The organism is Reyranella sp., assembly GCF_050185545.1.
Taxonomy (GTDB): Bacteria; Pseudomonadota; Alphaproteobacteria; order Reyranellales; family Reyranellaceae; genus Reyranella.
Genome location: NZ_JBFWZI010000036.1, coordinates 20,535 through 39,393 on the forward strand (window position 1 = coordinate 20,535; position 18,859 = coordinate 39,393).

The 18,859-nt window shown below is 68.4% G+C and carries 24 protein-coding genes; 13 read left to right on the plus strand and 11 right to left on the minus strand.

Annotated features, from left to right (window positions below; all coding sequences use genetic code 11):
• Window positions 1-82: 82 nt before the first annotated feature.
• Entirely contained in the window at window positions 83-1,195 is a 1,113-nt protein-coding gene (locus AB7O82_RS12765; RefSeq protein WP_428619513.1) for a CaiB/BaiF CoA transferase family protein, read from the plus strand.
• A 65-nt stretch (window positions 1,196-1,260) separates the two neighbouring features.
• On the opposite strand, the gene AB7O82_RS12770 is transcribed toward AB7O82_RS12765, so the two are convergent.
• The 6 genes from AB7O82_RS12770 to pyrF all read right to left on the minus strand — a co-directional run bounded on the left by AB7O82_RS12770 (window position 1,261) and on the right by pyrF (window position 6,150).
• Window positions 1,261-1,635 carry a hypothetical protein gene (locus AB7O82_RS12770; RefSeq protein ID WP_428553679.1) on the minus strand — a complete coding sequence of 125 codons (375 nt, stop codon included), beginning with the start codon at window positions 1,633-1,635 and terminating at the stop codon, window positions 1,261-1,263.
• Window positions 1,636-1,887: 252 nt separating this feature from the next.
• Entirely contained in the window at window positions 1,888-2,721 is an 834-nt protein-coding gene (gene trpA, locus AB7O82_RS12775; RefSeq protein WP_428553677.1) for a tryptophan synthase subunit alpha, read from the minus strand.
• 2 nt (window positions 2,722-2,723) lie between these two features.
• Entirely contained in the window at window positions 2,724-3,938 is a 1,215-nt protein-coding gene (gene trpB, locus AB7O82_RS12780) for a tryptophan synthase subunit beta (RefSeq protein ID WP_428553675.1), read from the minus strand.
• 263 nt (window positions 3,939-4,201) lie between these two features.
• Entirely contained in the window at window positions 4,202-4,747 is a 546-nt protein-coding gene (locus tag AB7O82_RS12785) for a RidA family protein (protein WP_428553672.1), read from the minus strand.
• Between the two features lie 15 nt (window positions 4,748-4,762).
• Window positions 4,763-5,401, minus strand: coding sequence for a phosphoribosylanthranilate isomerase (locus tag AB7O82_RS12790; protein WP_428553670.1), 639 nt, complete (start codon window positions 5,399-5,401; stop codon window positions 4,763-4,765).
• On the minus strand, window positions 5,398-6,150 hold the full coding sequence (pyrF, locus tag AB7O82_RS12795) for an orotidine-5'-phosphate decarboxylase (RefSeq protein WP_428553668.1): 753 nt from the start codon (window positions 6,148-6,150) through the stop codon (window positions 5,398-5,400). The genes AB7O82_RS12790 and pyrF overlap by 4 nt, the downstream gene beginning before the upstream one ends.
• Window positions 6,151-6,448: 298 nt before the next feature.
• Between pyrF and AB7O82_RS12800 the strand changes: the two genes are divergently transcribed.
• The gene (locus AB7O82_RS12800; RefSeq protein WP_428553665.1) at window positions 6,449-6,874 is read left to right on the plus strand and encodes a CHRD domain-containing protein; all 426 of its coding nucleotides are present in this window, start codon (window positions 6,449-6,451) and stop codon (window positions 6,872-6,874) included.
• Between the two features lie 31 nt (window positions 6,875-6,905).
• The gene (locus tag AB7O82_RS12805) at window positions 6,906-7,346 is read left to right on the plus strand and encodes a GFA family protein (protein WP_428553662.1); all 441 of its coding nucleotides are present in this window, start codon (window positions 6,906-6,908) and stop codon (window positions 7,344-7,346) included.
• A gap of 99 nt (window positions 7,347-7,445) precedes the next feature.
• Here the strand turns inward: AB7O82_RS12805 and AB7O82_RS12810 are convergent, their stop codons facing one another.
• The gene (locus tag AB7O82_RS12810; protein ID WP_428619515.1) at window positions 7,446-8,669 is read right to left on the minus strand and encodes a mandelate racemase/muconate lactonizing enzyme family protein; all 1,224 of its coding nucleotides are present in this window, start codon (window positions 8,667-8,669) and stop codon (window positions 7,446-7,448) included.
• 206 nt (window positions 8,670-8,875) lie between these two features.
• Between AB7O82_RS12810 and AB7O82_RS12815 the strand changes: the two genes are divergently transcribed.
• The 5 genes from AB7O82_RS12815 to xth all read left to right on the plus strand — a co-directional run bounded on the left by AB7O82_RS12815 (window position 8,876) and on the right by xth (window position 12,347).
• Complete coding sequence (locus AB7O82_RS12815) at window positions 8,876-9,079, plus strand: hypothetical protein (RefSeq protein ID WP_428546409.1); 204 nt, start codon at window positions 8,876-8,878, stop codon at window positions 9,077-9,079.
• Window positions 9,080-9,087: 8 nt separating this feature from the next.
• Window positions 9,088-9,513 carry an Hsp20/alpha crystallin family protein gene (locus tag AB7O82_RS12820; RefSeq protein ID WP_428546406.1) on the plus strand — a complete coding sequence of 142 codons (426 nt, stop codon included), beginning with the start codon at window positions 9,088-9,090 and terminating at the stop codon, window positions 9,511-9,513.
• A gap of 14 nt (window positions 9,514-9,527) precedes the next feature.
• Window positions 9,528-9,929, plus strand: coding sequence for an Hsp20/alpha crystallin family protein (locus AB7O82_RS12825; protein ID WP_428546403.1), 402 nt, complete (start codon window positions 9,528-9,530; stop codon window positions 9,927-9,929).
• A 328-nt stretch (window positions 9,930-10,257) separates the two neighbouring features.
• Window positions 10,258-11,517, plus strand: coding sequence for a DUF763 domain-containing protein (locus tag AB7O82_RS12830; protein WP_428546400.1), 1,260 nt, complete (start codon window positions 10,258-10,260; stop codon window positions 11,515-11,517).
• Window positions 11,514-12,347, plus strand: coding sequence for an exodeoxyribonuclease III (xth, locus tag AB7O82_RS12835; protein WP_428546397.1), 834 nt, complete (start codon window positions 11,514-11,516; stop codon window positions 12,345-12,347). Before AB7O82_RS12830 ends, xth begins: the two co-directional genes overlap by 4 nt.
• Before the next feature lie 215 nt (window positions 12,348-12,562).
• On the opposite strand, the gene AB7O82_RS12840 is transcribed toward xth, so the two are convergent.
• Window positions 12,563-12,922 (minus strand): hypothetical protein, encoded by a 360-nt coding sequence (locus AB7O82_RS12840; RefSeq protein WP_428546394.1) that lies wholly within the window; start codon window positions 12,920-12,922, stop codon window positions 12,563-12,565.
• Between AB7O82_RS12840 and AB7O82_RS12845 the strand changes: the two genes are divergently transcribed.
• From AB7O82_RS12845 to AB7O82_RS12865, 5 genes are all read left to right on the plus strand, one after another.
• The gene (locus tag AB7O82_RS12845; protein WP_428546391.1) at window positions 12,922-13,221 is read left to right on the plus strand and encodes a hypothetical protein; all 300 of its coding nucleotides are present in this window, start codon (window positions 12,922-12,924) and stop codon (window positions 13,219-13,221) included. The two genes, AB7O82_RS12840 and AB7O82_RS12845, sit on opposite strands and share 1 nt — an antisense overlap.
• A gap of 10 nt (window positions 13,222-13,231) precedes the next feature.
• Window positions 13,232-13,732 (plus strand): hypothetical protein, encoded by a 501-nt coding sequence (locus tag AB7O82_RS12850; RefSeq protein WP_428546388.1) that lies wholly within the window; start codon window positions 13,232-13,234, stop codon window positions 13,730-13,732.
• Between the two features lie 124 nt (window positions 13,733-13,856).
• Window positions 13,857-14,453, plus strand: a complete 597-nt coding sequence (locus tag AB7O82_RS12855; RefSeq protein ID WP_428546385.1) for an HdeD family acid-resistance protein — start codon at window positions 13,857-13,859, stop codon at window positions 14,451-14,453.
• A gap of 259 nt (window positions 14,454-14,712) precedes the next feature.
• Window positions 14,713-15,738, plus strand: a complete 1,026-nt coding sequence (locus AB7O82_RS12860; RefSeq protein WP_428546382.1) for a MerR family transcriptional regulator — start codon at window positions 14,713-14,715, stop codon at window positions 15,736-15,738.
• A complete protein-coding gene (locus AB7O82_RS12865; RefSeq protein WP_428619518.1) occupies window positions 15,735-17,096 on the plus strand; it encodes a phospholipase D-like domain-containing protein in 1,362 nt (453 codons plus the stop codon). The genes AB7O82_RS12860 and AB7O82_RS12865 overlap by 4 nt, the downstream gene beginning before the upstream one ends.
• A gap of 21 nt (window positions 17,097-17,117) precedes the next feature.
• On the opposite strand, the gene AB7O82_RS12870 is transcribed toward AB7O82_RS12865, so the two are convergent.
• The 3 genes from AB7O82_RS12870 to AB7O82_RS12880 form a co-directional block, all read right to left on the minus strand.
• Window positions 17,118-17,480: a hypothetical protein gene (locus AB7O82_RS12870; RefSeq protein WP_428546376.1), complete on the minus strand. Its 363-nt coding sequence runs from the start codon at window positions 17,478-17,480 to the stop codon at window positions 17,118-17,120.
• Window positions 17,481-17,608: 128 nt separating this feature from the next.
• Window positions 17,609-18,244 (minus strand): NrsF family protein, encoded by a 636-nt coding sequence (locus AB7O82_RS12875; protein ID WP_428546373.1) that lies wholly within the window; start codon window positions 18,242-18,244, stop codon window positions 17,609-17,611.
• The gene (locus tag AB7O82_RS12880) at window positions 18,241-18,789 is read right to left on the minus strand and encodes a sigma-70 family RNA polymerase sigma factor (RefSeq protein ID WP_428546370.1); all 549 of its coding nucleotides are present in this window, start codon (window positions 18,787-18,789) and stop codon (window positions 18,241-18,243) included. Before AB7O82_RS12880 ends, AB7O82_RS12875 begins: the two co-directional genes overlap by 4 nt.
• Between the last annotated feature and the right edge of the window lie 70 nt (window positions 18,790-18,859).

Sequence of the window (18,859 nt, forward strand, 5' to 3'; positions counted from 1 at the left end):
CGACGCCGGGGGTCCGGAAGACGATGACCCCCGGTCGTTTCTTGTCAGTAGTTGTCGAGTTGCAACGTGGAAGGAGAACGCCGTGAAAGGACCATTGCAGGGCCTGCGGGTGATCGAGATGCCGGCCATCGGGCCGGTGCCGTTTTGCGGCATGCTGCTGGCCGATCTCGGCGCCGACGTGCTGCGCATCGATCGCCCCGACGATGTCGATCTCGGCCTGCCCCTGCCGGCGAAGTACGAGCTGCTCGGGCGCGGCAAGCGCTCGCTCGCGCTCGACCTGAAGGTGCCGGCCTCTGTGCGCCTGATGTTCGACCTGATCGAACGCGCCGACGTGCTCGTGGAAGGCTTCCGGCCGGGCGTCATGGAACGGCTCGGGCTCGGCCCCGACGCCGCCCTCCAGCGCAATCCCGGGCTGGTCTACGGGCGCATGACGGGCTGGGGGCAAAGCGGTCCGCTCGGCCAGGCGGCCGGACACGACATCAACTACATCGCGCTCTGTGGCGCCCTGCACGCGATCGGCCCCGGCGACCACCGCCCCGTGCCGCCGCTCAATCTCGTTGGCGATTTCGGCGGCGGCGCGCTTTATCTGGCGGTAGGCGTCCTGGCCGCGCTCTGCGAGCGCCAGCGCTCGGGCAAGGGACAGGTCGTGGATGCCGCCATGGTCGATGGGGCGGCCTCACTGATGACGATGTTCTACGCCATGATGGGTGCGGGGCAATGGCGCGAGCGGCGCGGCGCCAACGTCGTCGACTCCGGGGCGCCGTGGTACGACACCTACGAATGCAAAGACGGCGGCTTCGTCGCCGTCGGCGCCATCGAAGGCAAGTTCTACGACCAGCTCGTCAAGGCGCTCGGCCTCGATCCGCGCGCGCTGCCCAGCCGCCAGAACCACGAGAGCTGGGCGGGCCTGCGCCAGCTCTTCGCCGAACGGTTCCGCACCAGGACGCGCGACGAATGGTGCGCTCTGATGGAGGGCAGCGACGCCTGCTTCGCCCCGGTCCTGTCGATGACCGAGGCGCCGTTTCATCCGCATATCGCCGCTCGGCAGACCGTCGTTACACACGACGACGTCGTCCAGCCCGCTCCCGCACCGCGCTTCTCGCGCACGCCGGGCAGCATCCGGCCGCCGCCCCGCCATCGCGGCGACGGCGGCACCGAGGCGTTGCGCGACTGGGGCGTGAAGCAGGTGGACTGAGTTGACTCTCCTCCCCAGCTTTGTCGGGGAGGACAAGAAGCCCGCGGTCTTGAAAGCGATTCGCTCTACCGGCCAAGCGACGCCTGCACGGCGCGCTGGCCTGCGACGAGCGCTGGCGGCAGGCCGGCATCAGCGGCGGGAGCGCAGGTGTAGCGCTGCTGCACGTAGTCGAGGCCGTGGCGCAGCATCGCCTTGGTGAAGCGCGCCGGCTTGCCGGCGAGCGCCGCCACGACCTCGGGCGAGCGCTGCCCGGCCGGTCGCCAGAACGCCTCGATCTCGACATGCGCGACCAGTGGGAGGCCACAGGCCAACGCGCCGAGGGCATACGATAGGCACTCTTCTTCCCAGCGATCAGGCTCGCGCTGCTCGGCATCGAGATGATCCAGCGCCGCGATGAAGGATTGGTGAAGCCTGTCGTTGCGGTCGATCGTGCCGTCCATGCGCGTGCTCCTCCGCTGATTGAAGGCCTCGATATGGGACGGCGAGATGACCTGCCAATGACGGAGTTATGCCGGGCCACGATTGGTCACAGCACCACCCTGCGACCTGCAGCAATGCTGAAGACAGTCGCCGGAGCACGTTCCGCTCGGCTGAAATCTCCGAGTGGAAGGTCGTGCTCCAGAACCTTTGGAATCTGGAGCCTAGTTCGCTCCGATCGCACCGCATGCGGTACGATCCAATCGGGCGCTGCTCTAGGCCTTGCGCACGCTGTGCACGCCCTCGGCGAGACTGCGCACGTAGTCGAGCACGCCCGGTACGAGATCGGACCTGGCCTTGCCATCGGCACCGAGCCCTGCTTTGACGCGATCGACGATTGCCGAGCCGACGACGGCCGCATCGGCATGGCGCGCAACGGCGGCCGCCTGCTCGGGAGTCTTGATGCCGAAGCCGACGCCGACCGGCAGGGCGGTGTGCCGCCGGATGCGTGAGACGTGCGCGGCGACTGACTCCTCGGTCGCCGACTTGGTTCCGGTGATGCCGAGCACCGAGACGAAGTAGACGAAGCCGGACGAGTACTTCAGGACCGCGGGCAACCGCTTGTCGTCGGTCGTCGGCGCGGTCAGCAGCACGGTATCCAGCCCATGCGCTGCGGCGTGCGGCTTCAGCTCGTCGGCTTCCTCGGGCGGCAGATCGACCAGGATGAAGCCGTCGACCCCGGCTTTGGCCGCTTGGCTGCAGAACCGCTCGACGCCGCGCTGGTAGACGAGATTGTAGTAGCCCATCAGCAGGATCGGCATGTCCTTGTCGCTCGCCTCCCGGCGATAGCGGCGCACCATGTCGAAAGTGGCGTCGACCGTGATGCCGGCCTTCAGCGCGCGCTGGCCGGCGAGCTGGACCGACGGGCCGTCGGCCATCGGGTCGGTGAACGGCATGCCGAGCTCGATCAGATCGGCGCCGGCGTCGGGCAGCCCCTTCAGGATCTCGTAGCTGGTCGCCGGATCGGGATCGCCAGCAGAGATGTAGGCGACCAGGCCTGCGCGCTTGGCGGCCGCGAGCCGGGCGAAGCGCTGGGTGATGCGGCTCATGGTCAGATCTTCATGCCCAGGCGCTGGGCGACGGCGAACACGTCCTTGTCGCCGCGACCGCAGAGATTCATCACCAGCAGATTGTCCTTGGGCAGGGTCGGCGCGAGCTTGGTGACATGAGCCAGCGCGTGCGCCGGCTCGAGGGCGGGGATGATGCCTTCGAGCTTGCACAGGAGCTGGAAGGCTGCGAGCGCCTCCTCGTCGGTCGCCGAGACGTACTCGACTCGGCCCAGCTCCTTAAGCCAGGAATGCTCGGGGCCGATGCCGGGATAGTCGAGGCCGGCCGAGATCGAATGTGCCTCGGTGATCTGGCCCTCGGCGTCCTGCAGCAGATAGGTGCGGTTGCCATGCAGCACGCCCGGCCGTCCGCCGGTCAGCGACGCGGCATGCTCGCCGGTCTCGACGCCCTTGCCGCCCGCCTCGACGCCGACGATGCGCACGCCCGTGTCGTCGAGGAAGGGATGGAACAGGCCCATCGCGTTCGAGCCGCCGCCGATGCAGGCGACCAGCGTGTCGGGCAGGCGGCCTTCCGCCTCCATCATCTGCTGGCGCACCTCGTTGCCGATCACGCACTGGAAGTCGCGCACCATCGCCGGATAGGGATGCGGGCCGGCCACCGTGCCGATGCAGTAGAACGTCGTCTCGCAGGTCGCCACCCAGTCGCGCAGCGCCTCGTTCATGGCGTCCTTCAGGGTCGACGAGCCGGCGGTCACCGGCCGCACCTCGGCGCCCAGCATCTTCATGCGCACGACGTTGGGCGCCTGGCGGTCGACGTCGACCGCGCCCATGAACACCACGCAGGGAATGTCGAACAGCGCGCAGGCGGTCGCCGTAGCGACGCCGTGCTGGCCGGCGCCGGTCTCGGCGATCACCCGCGTCTTGCCCATGCGCTTGGCCAGCAGCACCTGGCCCAGCACGTTGTTGATCTTGTGGCTGCCGGTGTGGTTCAGCTCGTCGCGCTTGAAGTAGACCTTGGCGCCGCCGAGATGGCGGCTCAGGCGCTCGGCGAAATAGAGCGGGCTCGGCCGGCCGGCATAGTGCGTCAGCAGATAGGTCAGCTCGCCCCTGAACTGCTCGTCGGCCTTGGCCTCGTTGTAGGCCTTCTCAAGCTCGAGGATCAGCGGCATCAGAGTCTCGGCGACGTAGCGACCGCCGAAGAGGCCGAAATGCCCGCGCTCGTCGGGACCGATACGGAAGCTGTTGGGAGGCGTGACCATCGCGTTTCCTGAAAAGACCTCATGCATTCCCTCCACGAGTGGAGGGAATGCATGGGCCTTAGCAGTCCCGGCCGGGGTCGGTCAAAAGGTGCCTTATCTTCGCTTGGCGCTGGCAGAATTGACCTTGGGCAGGTCGCTTTCGCGTGTCGGCGGACGCGCTCATTCCACCGCCCAGGAAAATGCCGGCCCGTCGCCCGACCAGACGCGCCGCCGCCTGACTGACCGTTTCCAGGCTTCGCTGCGCACGAAGTCCGACTATGGCCCTACCTGCGCTTGGCCTTGGCCGACTTTCTCTTGGCCCGGCCAGCCGACTTGCGCGACGCCGCGGCGGCGCTGGCGCGCGCCGGTCCGGCGTTGACCTCGACGATCACCTCGATCTCCACCGGGATGCCGCGCGGCAGCGAGCCCATGCCGACCGCCGAACGGGCATGCCGGCCGCGCTCACCGAACACGGTGACGAACAGGTCGGAGCAGCCGTTGATCACCTCGGGCTGCTCGCCGAACTCGGGCGTGGCGTTGACCATGCCCAGCACCTTGACGATGCGCTTGACGCGGTCGAGGTCGCCCAGCTCGGCCTTCATCACGGCGATCAGGCTCAGGCCCGTCTGGCGGGCGTACTCGTAGCCCTGCTCCTTGGTGAAGTCGCGGCCGACCTTGCCGACCGGCAGCGGATGGCCGGGCAGGCCCGGCCCCTTGCCGGCGAGGTACAGGAGGTTGCCGGTGCGCACGGCGTTGACGTAGTTGGCCATCGGCGCGGTGGGCATGGTAAGCTCAATGCCGAGCTCCTTCAGCCGTCGTTCGGTCTTCATCGCAAGTCTCCCCCGTCAGAGCGCCTTCACCCGCTCGAGGAAGGCGGCAATCAAGGCGAGGGATTTCACACCGCGACTCGATTCGACGCCAGAGGAAACGTCGACGGCGCGCGCTCCTGTTACGCGCACCGCCTCGGCAACGTTGTCCGCCGTCAGTCCGCCGGCGAGGAACCAGGGCAGCGGCACGGTGCGGCCGGACAGGATCGTCCAGTCGAAGGCGCGCGCATTGCCGCCCGGCAGCGTGCCCCCGGCCGCCTCGAACATCAGCCGGTCGGCGACGCTGGCATAGGCCGCGATGCCGCGGTCGACGTCGCCGGCCTCGGCGACCTTGATCACCTTCATCACCGGCTTGCCGGTGCGCGCCTTGATCTCGGCGAGGCGCCCGGGCGTCTCGCCGCCCTGGAGCTGCAGCAGGTCGATGGCGCCGCTGGCCAGCCGCTCGTCGAGCAGCGCGTCGTCGGGATCGACGAACAGGCCGACCCGGCCGACGCCCGCCGGCACGCGCTTGCCCAGCGCCGCCAGCAGCTCGACCGAGCCGACATGGCGGGGCGAGCGCGGATAGGTGACGAAGCCGATCCAGCGCGCGCCGGCGCGCGCGGCGGCCTCGATCGCCTCGGGCGTCGTCAGGCCGCAGATCTTCGCCTCGACGCTCACAGTTGGTTGACCCCGGCCTCGCGCGCGATCGCCTCGGCGGCGGCGCGCGGATCGCCTGCCTTGCAGATCGGCCGGCCGACCACCAGGTGGGTGGCACCGAGATCCACCGCTTGGCGCGGCGTCATCGCCCGCTTCTGGTCGTCGATGGCACTGCCCACCGGCCGGATGCCGGGCACCATCAGGACGAAGTCGGGGCCGCAGGCCTTGCGCAGAGCGGCGATCTCGAGCGGCGAGCAGATGACACCGTCGAGCCCGCATTCCCGTGCCAGGCCGGCGAGCCGCAGCACCTGGTCGGACGGATCGGCCGGCACCCCGGTGGCCTCGAGGTCGCTGCGGTCGAGGGAGGTCAGCACGGTGACGCCCAGTAGCCTGGGCCGCGCCACGCCCAGCCGGGCCGCCCCTTCGGCCGCCTCGGCGACCGCTACCCGCAACATCTCGCGCCCGCCCTGGACGTGGATTGTGATGTAGGTCGGCTCGAGCTCGACCACGGCGCGGATGCCGCCGGCGACGGTGTTGGGAATGTCGTGCAGCTTGAGATCCAGGAAAAAGCCGACTCCGGTCGCGCGCACCGGCGTCGGGAAGGCGTAGCGCACCCCCGGCGCACCGTGCGCCAGGAAGAACTCGAGCCCGAGCTTGATGCCGCCAACCGCCGGGTTGGGCCCGCCCGCGATCAACTGGATCAGCCGGGTGGCGTGGGCGAGGTCGGTGGTGTCGACGCCGCAATAGACGGGATTGGCTCGGGTCCGCATGGCGCGCGCAACCTAGTGAGAGCACGGGCCGGCAGCAATAGTGACCTCTCGGTGAGCCGGCTTGCGGAGCGCACACATTCTTCTTGTTCCTCCCCCGTCATCGGGGGAGCAAAGCTGGGGAGAACAGCAAGACACCACCGAATCGATCCGGCTCACCGTGTCGTGATTCACGCTTCCCCTCGCCCCCGGTCATCCTGTTGGGACGACGCGCATGGTCATCTGCGGCTTCGACCGGCCCGTGTCGCCCAGGCCGCCGCAGGACGATCGAGCGGGCTCCAACAAGCAGGAGGGACGACACGTGAAGATCACTCATATTCTGGCCGGCCTTGCTGCCGCCGCGACGATATCGGCTGCTCCGGCGTTTGCCGAGATGCAGAGCTACAAGGCGGTGCTGAATGCTGCGGCCGAGGTTCCTCCCAATGACAGCAAGGGCACCGGCGCCCTCACGGCGACCTACGACACCGCCACCAAGAAGCTCACCTACAGCGTCACCTATTCCGGCCTGAGCGGGCCGGCAACAGCGGCACATTTCCACGGCCCCGCCGACGCCAAGGCCAACGCCAGCGTCGCCCTCGGCGCGAAGGATGTCGCCATGAGCCCGATCAAGGGCGAGGCAACGCTGACCGACGCGCAGGCGACCGACCTGATGGCGGGCAAGTGGTATTTCAACATCCATACCGAGAAGAACAAGGGTGGCGAGATCCGCGGGCAGGTCGCGAAGTAGGTCACGGCAGTTCATTCGCTGGGAGCGAGGCATGAAGATCGACGGCAGCTGTCATTGCGGCAGCATCCGCTTCGAGGCGGAGATCGAGCCTGCTCACGTCGTCATGTGCCACTGCACGGACTGCCAGACCTTGACCGGCTCGGCCTTCCGCACGGCCGTGCCGACGAAGCCGGGCACCTTCCGGCTGCTGTCCGGTGCGCCAACGCTCTACGTCAAGGTGGCCGACAGCGGCAGAAAGCGCGAACAGGCATTCTGCCCGACATGCGGCGCGCCGATCTTTTCGACATCCGTCGGCGACGGCCAGAAGGTGCATGGATTGCGCGTCGGCACCATTCGCCAGCGCGATCAGCTGGTCCCGCGCGACCAGATCTGGTGCCGCTCATCGCAGTCGTGGCTGCCCGGCCTGCCGACGATCAGGAAGCACGAGGCAGAGCCGGTGTGGACTGTCACCGGTCCAGCCCCCAAATCCTGACGGGCGCTCATGTTCTTCCGGACCGCGAGCATCTTGCTCGCTCGGATTCATGAGCGAGCAAGATGCTCGCAGTCCGGAAGAGGAAGCACCCGAGCGCGCTCAGCTCTTGCGGCCGTAGCTCGCCAGGCCGCCGGTTGTCGACTTGGGCGGATGGGCGCGGATCGCCTCCTCGTTGGGCTCGGTACCCCAGCCGGGACGCGACGGCATCACCAAGTGGCCATCGACGAACTCGGGCACGTGGGTGAACAGCTCGTGGTCCCATTCGAGGCGGTCGACATCGGTCTCCATGATGCGCAGGTTGGGCACTGAAGCCGCGAAATGCGCGTTCATCATCGTACAGAGGTGGCCGTAGAAATTGTGCGGCGCCACGTTGACCTCGTGCGCCTCGGCGAGGTTGGCGATCTTCATCGACTGCCAGACGCCGTTCCACGGCGTGTCGATGATCGCCACGTCCATCGACTGCTCGCGGAAATAGGGCAGGAAGTCGCGGACGCCGAGCAGGGTCTCGCACGAGGAAATCGGATGCGGGCTCTGGCGGCGGATCAGGCCGAGCGCCTCGGGGCTGTAGGTGTCGATCTCGACCCAGAACATGTCGAGGTCGCGGATGGCGCGCAGGATTTTCAGATAGCCCTCGGTGCTGGCGTTGAAGTTGAGATCGAGCAGCAGGTCGACGTCGGGGCCGGCACCCTCGCGGATCGCCTCGAGATGCATGCGCAGATTGCGCAGCACGGCGCGATCGACGTTGCGTTCGGGATAGGCGGGCACGCCGAAACCGGGCCGCCAGCCCCGGGGATTCCTCTTGTCCTGGTCGTAGATGAAGATGTTGGTCTTCATCGCCGTGAAGCCCTTCTCGCGCACCTCACGGCCGATCGCCTTGACGCCCTCGAGGTCGGTGATGGCCGGCTTGAACCAGCCCGGATGGTTGATGCGCCAGGTCGCGCAGTGCGACCAGTAGACCCTGATGCGATCGCGCACCTTGCCGCCCAGCAGCACGTAGCACGGCACGCCGAGCGCCTTGGCCTTGGCGTCGAGCAGGGCGTTCTCGATCGCGCCGAGCGCCAGCGCGACGACACCGCCCGCCGCCGGGCGTGTCACAGAATAGAGCTCGCTGTAGAGCCGCTCATGGTCGCCGACCGGCTGGCCGACCAGGCGGGACGACAGCTTCTCGATCGCGGTGCCCACGCCCGGCGCGCCGAAGCCTTCGTCGTACTCGCTCCAGCCGACGATGCCGTCCTCGGTCGTCACCTTGACGAAGTAGTAGTTGCGCCAGCCGGCATCGGCGGCAAGCGTCTGCACCGAACGGATCTTCGAATCGACTTTCATGGTCGGGTCTCTCCCCTGAGCTTTTCCTCGGCGCTCTTGTTAGCATCATTGCCGGATGCGGCGCCCTCGCTGCCGGCAAAAAAGATCGCGCCGCCACCGCCACCCCCTTGAACCGTCGGCCGCCGCACCTAGATGGTTTCGTCGCGGGGCGCCGAGAACGGGCCCGCGCAGCGATTGTTTCCCCATGTTGCTCCGAGGAGGACGTGATGATTCAATTGGACCCCGCCCACATCCGATCGGCGGCCTGCCTGCCATCCCTCGACAGCGGCTCGAATGAGCCATCTATGTTCCCGAAGCCCGACACGGGCTCCGCGCTCGACGGCTGGGCCACCGGTTCCGACGCGGTGGAGTTCGTTCCCTACGTCTCGCCACCGCCGATGCCGTGGCCGCGGGTCTTCCCGAGCTTGTGAGGCGTATCATGGCTCTGTTCTACCAGGATCCGTTCGACGCCCTGTCGCAGTTCCAGCGCGCCCTCGACCAGTTGCGCTCGAGCAGCTGGCTCGCCGCCAGCCCGAGCGGCGGCGGTGCATATCCTCCGCTGAACGTCTTCCGCAAGGGCGACGACATCATCATCGTGGCCGAGGTGCCGGGCGTCGCGAAGGCGGACCTGCGCGTCGAGGTCAAGGGCAACACGTTGCGCATCGCCGGTTCGCGCACGGTCGGCCCTGGAGGGCAGGCGAGCAGCCATCGCCGGGAGCGCCGCGGTGGCCGCTTCGACCGCACCATCGAGCTGCCGATCGCCATCGATTCCGAGGGGGTGAAGGCCGAGTACCGCGACGGCATCCTGGCGCTCCACCTGCCGCGAGCCGAGCACGACAAGCCCCGCCCCATCCCCGTCGCCTGAATCGGAGCTCGACCATGGCCGACTCTCAAACACTCGAAGTGCAGGAAAAGAAGGAAGCGGCGCCACGCGGCGCCGAGCAGACCAAGCCCGCCCGTTACTTCGTGCCGGTAACCGACATCTACGAGACCGACCAGGCGCTGGTGGTCGTCATGGAGATGCCGGGCGTCGACCGCAAGGACATCGACATCCGCGTCGAGGAGGACGTCCTCCGCGTCGAAGGACGCATCGATCACGCCAAGTACGATGGCATGGAGCCTCTCTATGCCGAGTACAGCGTGGGTCCGTTCGCCAGGAGCTTCGCGCTGTCGCACATGATCGACCAGCAGCGGATCGACGCGGCGTTCACCGACGGCGTACTGACCCTCAACCTGCACAAGGTGCAGAAGGCCGCTCCCCGAAGGATCGAGATCGGTTGACCGCGTTCGCCGGGAGCGCGCCAATCAGAAGTCCTTGACCCAAGAGATGCCCTGGCCCCCGGTCCCTGCGGGGTGCGGCACTTCGGTTCCGACGTCCGGCGGTTGACGCCGCAACGCATCTCTTGATCCGGATGAAGGCGATTGCGACGAGCGCCTTGGTCCGGATGAAGAGCTTGCCTGTCGCATCGCCCGCGCGACGTGAAGGGCAGACGTTTTCGGCACAGGCCTGGGTAAGGGTGGATGCCCTGCCACGTCCACTTTTCCAGTGTGTTCCCATTGTGTTCCTTCGACTATAGACTGGTTTGATGATCCGTCGGAGCCGGCATCCATGACTCGCCGCGCCGGCAGCGCCGACCTGCCGCTGCATGGCGGCCGCGTGCCGCGCTGGCTGGCCGAGCGCATGACCCGGCTCGGCACCGTCATCGCCGAGGCCATCGTGCTCGAGTACGGCCGCGACGAGTTCCTGCGCCGCCTCGCCCATCCTTTCTGGTTCCAGAGCTTCGGCGCCGTGATGGGCATGGACTGGCATTCGTCGGGCATCACCACCAGCGTGCTGGGCGCCCTGAAGCGCGGGCTCGCGCCGCGCGCCGGCGAGCTCGGCCTGCATGTCTGCGGCGGCCGTGGCAGGCATTCGCGGCAGACGCCGCACGAATTGATCGGCCTCGGCGAGCAGCTCGGCGTCGACGGCGCAGCGCTCGCCCGCACCAGCCGCCTCATCGCCAAGGTCGACAGCGCGGCGGTGCAGGACGGCTTCGATCTCTACCTTCACGGATTCATTCTTGCCGACGACGGCCACTGGGTGGTCGTCCAGCAGGGCATGAGCGATGCGCGCGGCCAGGCGCGGCGCTATCATTGGCTGTCCGAAGGACTGCAGAGTTTCGTCGAGGCGCCGCACGCCGCCATCGACGGTCTCGACCAGGGCATCATCGTCAACCTCACCGACCGGCGTGCCGCCGCCTCGCGCCAGGGCCAGCTCGATCTGCTGGGCAGCCTGGGGCCGGATGGCATCGAGCGCCGGCTGGCGGAGATCGACCCGCCTGCCGCGCCCTGCCCGGCGCCGCTTCAGCCGATGCTGCCGCATCTCGTCATGCCGGATCATCACGACGTGCGGGCCGAGGACATCGTGGCGCGGCGGCTGCACGGCAATCTCGCCGCCGCGGCCGACGCCGCGCCGGACGACTTCGCCGACCTGCTGCTGGTGCCGGGAGTCGGCGCCCGCACCATCCGCGCCCTCGCCCTGGTCGCCGAGGTGGTGCACGGTGCGCCCTGCCGCTTCAGCGATCCGGCGCGCTTCTCGATCGCCCATGGCGGCAAGGATCGCCATCCCTTCCCGGTGCCGATCAAGGTCTACGACCGTACGATCGACACGCTGAAGCGCGCGGTCGCGCAGGCGAAGCTCGGCCACGCCGAGGAGCTGGCGGCGATCCGCCGGCTCGACGACCAGGCCCGCCGTCTCGAGCGGCACGCGACGGGTCCGTCGGTCGAAGCGCTGCTCGCCGAGGAGCGCGGCCGCTCGCACGCCTATGGCGGGCGCAGCGTGTACGGCGACGAGCCGGCGCCGGCAGCGATCGCGGATCCGGCCTCGTGAAGATCGCCACGTTCAACGTCAACGGCATCAACGGCCGCCTGCCGGTGCTGCTGCGTTGGCTGGACGAAGCCGAGCCGGACGTGGTCTGCCTGCAGGAGCTCAAGGCGCCGCAGGAGAGGTTCCCCGAGGCCGCGATTCGCGCCGCCGGCTACCACGCCTTGTGGCACGGCCAGAAAAGCTGGAACGGCGTCGCCATTCTCGCGCGCGGTGCGATGCCCATCGAACGCGGCCGTGCCCTGCCCGGCGACCCCGCGGATCTGCACAGCCGCTACATCGAGGCCGAGGTGGCGGGCCTGGTCGTCGGCTGCCTCTACCTGCCCAACGGCAATCCCGCGCCGGGGCCGAAGTTCGACTACAAGCTCGCCTGGTTCGAGCGCCTGACGAAGCATGCAAGGAAGCTCGTCAAGGCCAGCGAGCCGGTGATCCTCGCCGGCGACTACAATGCCATCCCCTCCGACCTCGACGTCTACAAGCCGGAGCGCTGGGTCGACGATGCGCTGTTCCGGCCCGAGACCCGCGCGGCCTACGCCAAGCTCGTGAAGCAAGGCTGGGTGGACGCACTGCGGGCAAAGCATCCAGGCGAGAAGATCTATACGTTCTGGGATTACTTCCGGAACGCCTATGCGCGTGACGCCGGCCTGCGCATCGATCACCTGCTGCTGAACCCGACGCTGAGCGGCCGCCTCGCCGCCGCCGGTGTCGACCGGTCGGTGCGCGGCTGGGAGAAGGCGAGCGACCACGCCCCGGTCTGGATCGAGCTCTCTTCCGGACCGCGGGCGTCTCGCCCGCTCGCGATTCGGGCGAGACGCCCGCGGTCCGGAAGAGGATGAGCTCCCCGAGGCGCCAGCGCGCAAGGCGCGCTTTGCTCCGCCCAGTGAGCGACAGTTAACGGCGCACTTGCCTGCACGGGACGTGCGCGAGCCCTGCGGCAGGCTGAGGGCAGGCGCTCGCTGCCCGAACGAGAGTGGACAGCTCAAGCGTCCCTCAGCTCGAGCCGTTGCTCTATCCGCTCCAGACGTGTCTCCAATCGGTCGATTGGCCGTGACTAACCGGCGAAGTCGCCGTGCACCAAGGCGACCGACTTCTCGACACCGGCAAGCCGTTCCTCGACGGCCGTCAGCCAAACCTTGACGTCTCGCATGTCCTCACTGAGCCGATCCATCTTGCCGTCGAGGCGGCGCAAGAAGACGAGCGGCAAAGTTTTCGGGCTCATTGACCATTGGCTCGGTCCACCGAGAAGTGAGCCGAGTGAATACAGGAAGTGGCTGCCCGCTACTGGTTCCCCCCAACTGTTGGGGCGTTTGATCTGCGTCAACGTGAACGACAGGCGTTCTCCCATGATGCGATGCGCGTCGGCGACGCGCTGACCGCGATCCGGGCGGTCGATCTGAGAGGGTGTCGGCAATGGCCACGGATGTCGTCCTGTCGAGTGAACTCAAGTCCCTGCAGGACGAACTCGCGGCCACGCGGCGCGAGCGTACGGCCGCGGTCGTGCCACCGTCCGCCGCTCCGGTGGCTCCCGCAGAGCCGGCCGCGGAATCGGCGGAGGATCGCGAGCTGCGTGACCAGCTGACCCAGCTCATCGACGAAGCCGGCAGTTTCATCGAGGAGGCCGAGAGGACCATCGCGGCAAATCCTGTCCGCAGCGTCCTCGGTGCGCTGGTTGTCGGCATCGTGATCGGCCGGCTGCTCGGCCGACGCTGAGGACCCCGACATGATCGATCATCTGCTTCGCGACCTGCAGGTTCTCCAGAAAGCCGACATCCTGATCGGCAGGATTTGGCTGAAGGCCCTGCTGCGTCGCTTCGGGTTGACGGTGTTCGCGAGCCTGATTGCCGTGTTCGGCTTGGGAATGGCCAACCTCGCCGGCTTCCAGGCCCTGCAGGCTTCGGTCGGTCCCGTGTGGGCGGCCACCATCGTTGCCGGCGTCGACTTCGTCATCGCAGCCATCGTCCTGATGCTGGCCGCCAGATCGCGGCCGGGACCGGAGCTCGAGGTCGCGCTCGAGGTCCGCAAGATGGCAGTCGACTCGCTTCAGGAGGACGCACGCGATCTCAAGGTCGTGCTCGAGACCTTGGGCCACGAGGTGAAGAACGTGAAGGCGACAGTCACGCAACTCGTGCATGATCCGTTCGAGGTCGCCGCGCGGAAGCTTCTCGTTCCTGCCGTGCTGTCGCTGCTGAAAGGATTGCGGTCGAGGAAGGAGCAGGCCTGAGATCGGACCGTCGGGAGACCGCGAGACCATGCCGCCGCAGGAGCGTTCTCATGCCAGAGCGGCGCGACCGGCAAGAGCCGGCCCGAACGGAAAGGCAGACAGGCCCTTGAGCGATCCCACTCCAGTGAGCGATCCCACTGCAGACGACGGCAGACCCGATGCGCGACGTCCGTCCTTCGTCGACTCTCCGCTGCTCGAGGCAGCCGCCCATCACCGATCGCTGCTGAGCTGGCGCGGATTGGCGGCGGTCAGTTTCGGGCTGCTCGTCTTCTTTTGGCCTCACCTTGCCCCGATCGGCTTGACGGCCCTTTGGGGAGTCTACTCCTTTGTCGACGGCAGTCTCGTCCTGGGCGCCGCCGTCGGCGGCCGGATCGGCACGCCGCGCGCTTGGCTGGGCTTGATCGGAATAGCCGGCATCGCCTGCGCCGCGGCGGTGCTGGTCGCGCCCGCGGCCGTCGGCGCTCACCTGGTGGCGATCGTCGCGACCTGGGCAATCGCCACGGGCGCGATGCAGATCTGGGCCGCCCTGAAGCTGCGCGAGGCCGTCGACGGAGAATGGGTCCTGGTCCTCGATGGCACCGGCGCGATCGGCTTCGGCCTGGTCCTGGCCCTGTGGCCGCCCCTGGAGTTAGGTCACCTGGTGTGGCTGATCGGCGGGTTCGCGATGCTGCTGGGAAGCCTGTACCTCGCCGTGGCCACGTGGCTCAGGGAGCAGCGCTGACCCGGGAAGCTCAGGCTCATTCGGACCGCGGCACTCATGCGGACCGCGGGCGTCCTGCTTGCTCATGATCGTCCACTTGCTCGAGATTCAGAGCGGGCGAGATGCCCGCGGTCCAGAAGAGCATGAGCGCCCCGCGGTCCGGAGGAGCATGACGCCCTGAATCATCCCCGCTCAACTTCGTGAAATCCGGCGCGAGCCTGTTGACCCGGCCCCTGGGGCCGCCTCCATAAGCTTGCCGTCGACAAGAGCGAGGCAGGTCGTGGGCGTCTCCAGCGAGTTCCTGAATCCGTCCGAGGCCGCGAGACGGCTCGGCATTTCCGCCAAGGCGTTGCGGCTCTACGAGCAGCGCGGCCTCATCGCGCCGGTCCGCAGCGCGGCCGGCTGGCGAGCCTACGGTCCCGCCGAGATGGAGCGGGCGTCCGAGATCGCCGCCCTGCGGGCGCTCGGCTTCAGCCTCGCCAGCGTGGCGCGGGCCTTGAAAGGCGATCTCGGCACCCTCGACTGCGCCCTGGCCAGTCACCAGGCCACGCTGGAAGAACGCATCCGCCACCTGATCGCCGCAGCCGACAAGGTCCGCGACCTCAGGGACGCGCTGGCGCGCGGCGAGCCACCGAGGCCCCGCGACCTGACGCATCTTCTCGAGCGAGCCTCACCGCTCGACGTCGCCTTCGATCTTCCCTGGCCGTGGGGCGGCGAACGGTTCGAGCTTCGCGATATCGGCGCCCTGACCTACATCACCGGTCCCCTGGGCAGCGGCAAGACTCGGTTGGCCAGGCGCCTGGCCGAAGAGATGCCTGACGCCGTCTTCCTGGACCTGGAGCGATCGGCGGAGAACAGCAGAGCGGCCCGGGCACGGCTGGCCGACGATCCGGCGCTCGCGTCGCGGGTCGACCGCACCCTCGCCTGGCTGATCGAGGATGGCGGCACGGAGTCCGACGCCTTGGATGTTTTGCTCGCCGCGCTCGAATCGCAGGAACCGCGGGTGCTGGTCATCGACATGATCGAGCAGGGGCTCGACGGGCTCACCCAGGAGGCGCTGATCGCTCTGCTTCGTCGCCGCGGCCCGGCGGCGCGGCCCCTGTTCCTGCTCACGCGTTCCACCGCCATCCTGGACCTCGAGTCTGTCGGCGCCGGCGAGTCGATCCTGTTCTGTCCCGCCAATCACGGCGTGCCGATGCGCGTGGCGCCGTATCCGGGTGCGCCCGGCCACGAGGCGCTCGCTTCGTGCCTCGCCTCGCCGGAGGTGCGGGCGCGCACCGAGGGTATCGTCGCGGTGCGGCGGTGACCGGCTGCGCCATTCCCTTCGTGCACTCGGCATCCTATCCGGTCCGACCCGGCAACCGTCTGCGCCCGCTGATCGACGGCGAACCGGCCTTCCGCCGCATCTGCGAGGCGATCGAGGCGGCGCGACAGAGCGTCTGGGTGACGGTGACGTTCATGTGGGCGGCCTTCGAGATGCCCGACGGCCGGGGCAGCGCCCTGGACGTGCTCGATCGGGCGGCGGCACGCGGCGTCGACGTGCGGCTCCTCTTCTGGCGCCCCGATGCCGAGACCGAACGGCACAAGCGCAATGCCTTCTGGGGATCGACGGAACACCTCGCCCTGCTCGAGGCGCGCCGGTCCGCGGTGAAGATCCGCTGGGACCGTGCCCATCCCGGTTACTGCCAGCACCAGAAGAGCTGGCTGATCGATGCCGGCACCGACGGTGAAACGGCCTTCGTCGGCGGGATCAATCTCAATCCCCATTCCATGGTCGCGCCCGGCCACCGCGGCGAAGGGCACAATCACGACGTCTACGTTGAGCTTGCAGGTCCTTCGACGGTCGACGTCCACCACAATTTCGTGCAGCGCTGGAACGAAGCGAGCGAGCGGCTGGCGCCGGATGGACGCTGGGGTGCCGGCAGCGAGACCGACCTGCCGTTCCCGCTGCGGGTTCCCGCGAGACGGGGCGACGCCGTCGTGCAGGTGCAGCGGACGATCCCTCCCGGACGCTATCGCAACGGCCGAGCGACGCCTGGCGGGCGAGCGTTCGATGTCGCCACGGGCGAGCGATCGATTCTCGACCAGTATTGCGCCGCCATCGATGCGGCACGGCGCTCGATCTACATCGAAAACCAGTATCTCGACGTGACCGACATCATCGATTGCCTGCATTGCGCGCTCGGCCGCGGCGTCGATGTGGTCCTGCTGATGCCGGCCGAGCCGGACGTCACCCTGCCTGTCCCGCCGGAACGGCGTGCGATCCTGGACAGGCGCGCCGGGTTCGCGGCGCATGCGGGCTTCCTGCTGGCCGGCATTGCCGGCCCGGGCGCCAACGGTCGTCGCAAGCCGGTTTACGTCCACGACAAGCTCATGCTGGTCGACGACGCGTGGGCCACCGTCGGCTCGTGCAATCTCCATCGCTACTCGCTGTTCGGGAACAGCGAGATGAATGTCTCCTTCGCACAGCCCAACACCGTGCGCGCGCTGCGGTGCGCGCTGCTGCGCGAGCATCTCGGCCACGACACGGCCGGCATGGATGACCGCGCGGCGCTTCGGCTCTTCCGGCAAGTCGCCAGGGACAACCGCAAGAGGCTCGACGCCGGCGGTCATGCGTGGCGGGGGCTCGCCTTCGCGCTCGATCCGGCCACGCACGTGGGGTGACGGCGCGGCCTCGCGCCGGGATCAGGCGTGGCCGGCGAAGTGCAGGACCACGGCGAAAGCCGCCATGCCGACCGCAACGGCGGCAATCGGCAGGAGGGTCTGGATGACGGCATGCGAGCCGCGGATCGGGCCGGTCGAGGTCTCGACCTCGCGATTGGTCCACCTGCCAAACGTGTCAGCCGCCCCGATATGGCTATGGCTCGCGTCGAGGTGCAGATGGCGCCGCCGGGTCAACCACAGCACCGTGACCAGCCCGACGGCCACCAGGAAAACGTAACTCACGACCGCGAGCGTCATGCCCGTAATGCCGCCGCCGTCGAACCCCCAGGCCGCCAGCACGAACAGGACGACGAGCGCAAGCATCGCCTTGAAGACGTCGCTCATGGCGTCGTTCCTCCAGGGAACAATCCCGCGAAAGAAACGCCGGAGCGTGGCCGCGCGGACTCCGCGACCGGATGGCGCACGGCCGGGAACGATCGGCGCGGCGAACGAACGCGATCAGACCGCGACGGCTACCAGCGCAGCAGCCGGTGCCCGAGGAGTGCGCCGAGCGCGATGACGGGAGCCGCTGCCAGGACGTACCAGGTGACCACGAACAGCGGCGAGTCGTCGAAGCAGTGAAAGGCATAGAGCGACGCCCCGGCCGTCGCCGCGAGAAGACCGGCCGCGGCGCCGGCGAGCGCGGGCGATGCGGGAGCGCCCGACCGCAGGATCCACAGCACCACGGCCAGCGGCGCGATTGACAGGGTGGGAATCGCAATCAGGCAGACCACGGCATTGCTGCCGACCAGCCGCGTGACCCACGTGGTGCTGGGAACCGCCGCGAGCTCGATCGCGACCGCCGCCACGGCCAGGGCTGCCAGCGGCGCCAGGCGCCAGGCCAGCCGGCCGGACGTCACCGGACGCGACAGCGACACGCAGAGGCTGAACGCCAGCCCCAGGGCCAGGAAGACCATGACGAGCTTGAGTTCGAACCGCCAGGTCACGAGCGCGTCGGCAATGTCGACGCGGACGCCCATCGCGGCCAGGAACAGTGCCAGCGAGGCGGCCGCGCCCGCGACCAGCGCGCCGACCAATCCCCGTGCCATCGGCTTGCCTCGCGCCGCACGATCGGCGACCAGCGCCTCGATCAGGTTCGCGGTCCTCATGACTGCCCCTTGCGATAGGCGGCGGCCAGCGTCTTGAGGGCGCGGTGCAGCGTGACGCGGACGGCGCCTTCGCTCATGCCGAAGCGCACCGCCACCTCGGCCGCCCGATGGCCTTCGATCGAGATCTCCTCGACGATGCGACGCTGGCGGTCCGGCAGGCTTTCCAGCAGCCGCCGCGAGTCGGTTCGGGCATCCGGATCGGGGTCGCTCCCCGCCGCGAGGCAATCGACCTGGTCGTCGATGCTGACGTGATCGCGAACACCGCGCCGGCGCAAGTGATCGACCAGCTTGTGGCGGGCGATCGCGCGCAGCCACGGCTCGAGCGGCTGTGTTTCGTCCCAGGTGTCGCGCTTCAGATGCATCGCCAGCAAAGTCTCCTGAACCACGTCCTCGCAATCCGCCGCGCTTCGTCCGGCCGCGACCATTCCCCGCCGCACGACACCGCGCAGCCAGACCGAGACCCGACCGAGAAGTTGCCGATAGGCGTCCTCGTTCCCTTGCCTGGCCAGCCGCATCAAGGTGGAAAGATCGCTTCGGTCGGCCAAGGAGGTCGTTCTTTCACATGTTCGTGTACGGCGGCCGGAACGTTACACACGGCTTTCGTCGATCTTCGAC

Bases quoted from the DNA above. Each gene is read 5' to 3' on its own strand.
- AB7O82_RS12875 (WP_428546373.1), bottom strand. From the start codon at position 18,244: ATGAGGACCGCGAACCTGATCGAGGCGCTGGTCGCCGATCGTGCGGCG.
- AB7O82_RS12845 (WP_428546391.1), top strand. From the start codon at position 12,922: ATGGCCACGGATGTCGTCCTGTCGAGTGAACTCAAGTCCCTGCAGGAC.
- AB7O82_RS12820 (WP_428546406.1), top strand. From the start codon at position 9,088: ATGGCTCTGTTCTACCAGGATCCGTTCGACGCCCTGTCGCAGTTCCAG.
- AB7O82_RS12785 (WP_428553672.1), bottom strand. From the start codon at position 4,747: ATGAAGACCGAACGACGGCTGAAGGAGCTCGGCATTGAGCTTACCATG.
- trpA (WP_428553677.1), bottom strand. From the start codon at position 2,721: ATGAGCCGCATCACCCAGCGCTTCGCCCGGCTCGCGGCCGCCAAGCGC.
- AB7O82_RS12825 (WP_428546403.1), top strand. From the start codon at position 9,528: ATGGCCGACTCTCAAACACTCGAAGTGCAGGAAAAGAAGGAAGCGGCG.
- AB7O82_RS12770 (WP_428553679.1), bottom strand. From the start codon at position 1,635: ATGGACGGCACGATCGACCGCAACGACAGGCTTCACCAATCCTTCATC.
- AB7O82_RS12830 (WP_428546400.1), top strand. From the start codon at position 10,258: ATGACTCGCCGCGCCGGCAGCGCCGACCTGCCGCTGCATGGCGGCCGC.
- AB7O82_RS12850 (WP_428546388.1), top strand. From the start codon at position 13,232: ATGATCGATCATCTGCTTCGCGACCTGCAGGTTCTCCAGAAAGCCGAC.
- AB7O82_RS12805 (WP_428553662.1), top strand. From the start codon at position 6,906: ATGAAGATCGACGGCAGCTGTCATTGCGGCAGCATCCGCTTCGAGGCG.
- pyrF (WP_428553668.1), bottom strand. From the start codon at position 6,150: ATGCGGACCCGAGCCAATCCCGTCTATTGCGGCGTCGACACCACCGAC.
- AB7O82_RS12870 (WP_428546376.1), bottom strand. From the start codon at position 17,480: ATGAGCGACGTCTTCAAGGCGATGCTTGCGCTCGTCGTCCTGTTCGTG.
- AB7O82_RS12810 (WP_428619515.1), bottom strand. From the start codon at position 8,669: ATGAAAGTCGATTCGAAGATCCGTTCGGTGCAGACGCTTGCCGCCGAT.
- AB7O82_RS12815 (WP_428546409.1), top strand. From the start codon at position 8,876: ATGATTCAATTGGACCCCGCCCACATCCGATCGGCGGCCTGCCTGCCA.
- trpB (WP_428553675.1), bottom strand. From the start codon at position 3,938: ATGGTCACGCCTCCCAACAGCTTCCGTATCGGTCCCGACGAGCGCGGG.